The following is a 3,466-nucleotide window of genomic DNA, read 5'->3' on the forward strand; positions in this document are numbered from 1 at the left end:
TTATTTATCTAATAATTTTCTTTTATATAATAATATTAATTAACCTTTAATGATTATTTTTTTATCTTGTCTTTAGTCTCAATAAAACATCGAAAACATTCGATAAAAATTAATATTTGACTTTGTAAAATAGTGAAACGCTAACGTAAGAATCTTATTCTCATAAAACGATCAATTCATCAGAATATGAATGGGTGGAGATGAATACTGCATAATTATCTTATGATCAAACAACCAGCGTAATGTAAATAAATATTTACAAAAAGAATAAAGTAGTAACGGTATTAATTGAAAGTAATAGTACAAATAATGAACACATAATCACTTGGCAAGCAATTCTCTATAATCCTTGCAAACAAAGGCTTTAAAGCCATTTTATGGATACACGCCATTATCGAACCAAATGTATCCGGGTTTGTATCCGATTTTTCACTTGATTTGGGGTAATTCCAGTTGAACACTGTTGAGTAGTGAAACAAGGTGAAAGGCTTATTTGAAAAGGCTTTAGGCATAAAAAAACCTGCTAGAAGCAGGTCTTAGAATTTGGTGATTGGTGCCCGGACGCGGAATCGAACCACGGACACGGGGATTTTCAATCCCCTGCTCTACCGACTGAGCTATCCGGGCAACAATGGATGCACATTAAACACGATTTGTAAGTGTCAGTCAATCCCTTTTGTAAAATTTTTTAAAAAATATTTATTGCTTGGTTGAAAATTAGCTAATCATCTTCATATTAATAGCTAATTTCTAATATTATCCCTTTGTGCTTATAGGATTGTTATATGCGATTTGTTGGTTTTATTCTCTTTTTTATTTATGTTTATTTTGAAATCAGTGTTTTTATAGCTGTTGCAAATTCAATTGGTATTTTTCTTGCTTTAATTTGTATTATTGCAACATCTATTCTTGGTTTCTCGTTAGTTAAAACTCAAGGGTTGAAAAATCTTAGTATTATGCAACAAAAAATAGCTAACAATCAAAGCTATAAAAATGAAGTAATTAGAAGTGTAGCTTTGCTTTTTGCCGGTTTTTTCTTGCTTATTCCAGGTTTTTTAACTGATATTTTAGGTGCAATCTTATTAATACCCCATGTACAAGATCATATCGTGGAATTTATTGTTCGAAAAATGCCAATAAGATCAAAATTTTCTTCATCACAAATGCATTATCAAGAGGGTGATATTATTGAGGGTGAATTTAAACAGAAAGATGATTAATAAATAATCAGTTAGACTTTTTTCTAAATTTGTTCTCTTGAAGAATTTAAAATAATCCCCATATATTGTGCACTACATTAAAAAATCATAGTTCTATGATTTCTGTTAATAATTATCTTAATTAAAAATTAGTGCTAGGAGATAACTAATGAAAATTCGTCCATTGCATGATCGTGTGATCATTAAACGTAAAGAAGTAGAATCAAAATCAGCTGGTGGTATTGTTTTAACTGGTTCGGCAGCAGGTAAATCAACTCGCGGAGAAGTTTTAGCTGTTGGTAATGGTCGCATTTTAGAAAATGGTCAAGTACAGCCGCTAGATGTTAAAGTAGGAGATATCGTAATTTTTAATGAAGGATACGGCGTTAAAACAGAGAAAATCGATAATGAAGAAGTGCTTATCTTATCTGAAAGCGATATTTTAGCGATTGTACAAGCATAACTGACAACTAATTTAATTTATATACAGAATTTAGGAGAAATACGAAGATGGCAGCTAAAGATGTGAAATTTGGTAATGACGCTCGCGCCAAAATGCTTAAAGGCGTTAATGTATTAGCCGATGCAGTTAAAGTAACATTAGGTCCAAAAGGACGTAATGTAGTATTAGATAAATCTTTTGGCGCACCAACCATTACTAAAGATGGTGTTTCTGTTGCTCGCGAAATCGAATTAGAAGATAAATTCGAAAATATGGGTGCACAAATGGTTAAAGAGGTCGCATCTAAAGCAAATGATGCAGCAGGTGATGGTACAACTACTGCAACTGTTCTTGCTCAAGCGATTGTTAATGAAGGTTTAAAAGCTGTTGCTGCTGGTATGAATCCAATGGATTTAAAACGTGGTATTGATAAGGCAGTTGTTGCTGCTGTTGAAGAGCTTAAAAAATTATCTGCACCATGCGCTGATTCTAAAGCCATTGCTCAAGTAGGTACAATTTCAGCTAACTCTGATGAAACTGTTGGTACTTTAATTGCTCAGGCAATGGAAAAAGTAGGTAAAGAAGGTGTTATTACAGTTGAAGATGGCACTGGTTTACAAGATGAGCTTGATGTTGTTGAGGGTATGCAGTTTGATCGTGGTTACCTATCGCCATACTTTATCAATAAACCTGAAACTGCAACTGTTGAATTAGATAGCCCATATATTTTATTAGCCGATAAAAAAATCTCTAACATCCGCGAATTATTACCAGTGCTTGAAGCTGTAGCTAAAGCTGGTAAATCTTTATTGATTATTGCAGAAGATGTTGAAGGCGAAGCACTTGCAACATTAGTTGTGAATACTATGCGTGGCATTGTTAAAGTTGCAGCTGTTAAAGCTCCTGGCTTTGGTGATCGTCGTAAAGCAATGTTACAAGATATTGCAATCTTAACTGCGGGTACTGTAATTTCAGAAGAAATTGGTTTAGAACTTGAAAAGACAACTCTTGAAGATTTAGGTCAAGCAAAACGTGTTGTAATCAATAAAGACAACACAACTATCATTGATGGTGTTGGTGAGGAGTCATTAATTAATGCTCGCGTTGAACAAATTCGTAAACAAATCGAAGAATCAACTTCTGACTATGATAAAGAGAAACTTCAAGAACGCGTAGCGAAACTTGCTGGCGGTGTTGCTGTAATTAAAGTTGGTGCGGCAACTGAAGTTGAAATGAAAGAGAAAAAAGCTCGTGTTGAAGACGCATTACATGCAACTCGTGCAGCTGTTGAAGAAGGTGTTGTAGCCGGTGGTGGTGTTGCTCTTGTCCGTGCCGCAACTACTATTTCAGAACTTAAGGGTGCAAACGAAGATCAAAACGTTGGTATCAAAGTTGCACTTCGTGCGATGGAAGCTCCATTACGTCAAATCGTTACTAACTGTGGTGAAGAAGCATCTGTTGTTGTTAATGCCGTTAAAGGTGGTAAAGGTAACTATGGTTACAATGCCGCAACTGAAGAATATGGTGATATGATTGCAATGGGTATTTTAGATCCAACTAAAGTAACACGTAGTGCATTACAATATGCTGCTTCAGTTGCCGGCCTTATGATCACAACTGAATGTATGGTAACTGATTTACCTAAAGATGATAAGGCTGACTTAGGTGCTGCTGGTGGTATGGGTGGTATGGGTGGCATGGGTGGTATGGGCGGAATGATGTAATTCTTTTCGTCAGTACGAAATAAGCTTATCAATACAAACCACTCGTTTATGCGAGTGGTTTTTTTATGAATTTTTTTTAGTTATATATTCTTTTTATAAAA

The 3,466-nt window shown here is 34.7% G+C and carries 3 protein-coding genes and 1 tRNA gene; 3 read left to right on the forward strand and 1 reads right to left on the reverse strand.

Annotated elements, in window-relative coordinates; all coding sequences use genetic code 11:
* Positions 1–551 precede the first annotated feature (551 nt).
* Positions 552–627, reverse strand: a tRNA-Phe gene (locus A9G44_RS10500).
* Between the two features lie 158 nt (positions 628–785).
* Here A9G44_RS10500 and A9G44_RS10505 point away from each other — a divergent pair.
* The 3 genes from A9G44_RS10505 to groL all read left to right on the forward strand — a co-directional run bounded on the left by A9G44_RS10505 (position 786) and on the right by groL (position 3,365).
* The gene (locus A9G44_RS10505) at positions 786–1,220 is read left to right on the forward strand and encodes an FxsA family protein (protein ID WP_065610907.1); all 435 of its coding nucleotides are present in this window, start codon (positions 786–788) and stop codon (positions 1,218–1,220) included.
* Between the two features lie 148 nt (positions 1,221–1,368).
* On the forward strand, positions 1,369–1,662 hold the full coding sequence (locus A9G44_RS10510) for a co-chaperone GroES (RefSeq protein ID WP_034915350.1): 294 nt from the start codon (positions 1,369–1,371) through the stop codon (positions 1,660–1,662).
* A gap of 47 nt (positions 1,663–1,709) precedes the next feature.
* On the forward strand, positions 1,710–3,365 hold the full coding sequence (gene groL, locus A9G44_RS10515) for a chaperonin GroEL (RefSeq protein WP_065610909.1): 1,656 nt from the start codon (positions 1,710–1,712) through the stop codon (positions 3,363–3,365).
* Positions 3,366–3,466 lie beyond the last annotated feature (101 nt).

Origin of the sequence: Gilliamella sp. Occ4-3, assembly GCF_001690675.1 — a bacterium.
In the GTDB taxonomy this organism is placed as follows: domain Bacteria; phylum Pseudomonadota; class Gammaproteobacteria; order Enterobacterales; family Orbaceae; genus Gilliamella; species Gilliamella bombi.

Bases quoted from the DNA above. Each gene is read 5' to 3' on its own strand.
- A9G44_RS10505 (WP_065610907.1), top strand. From the start codon at position 786: ATGCGATTTGTTGGTTTTATTCTCTTTTTTATTTATGTTTATTTTGAA.
- A9G44_RS10510 (WP_034915350.1), top strand. From the start codon at position 1,369: ATGAAAATTCGTCCATTGCATGATCGTGTGATCATTAAACGTAAAGAA.
- groL (WP_065610909.1), top strand. From the start codon at position 1,710: ATGGCAGCTAAAGATGTGAAATTTGGTAATGACGCTCGCGCCAAAATG.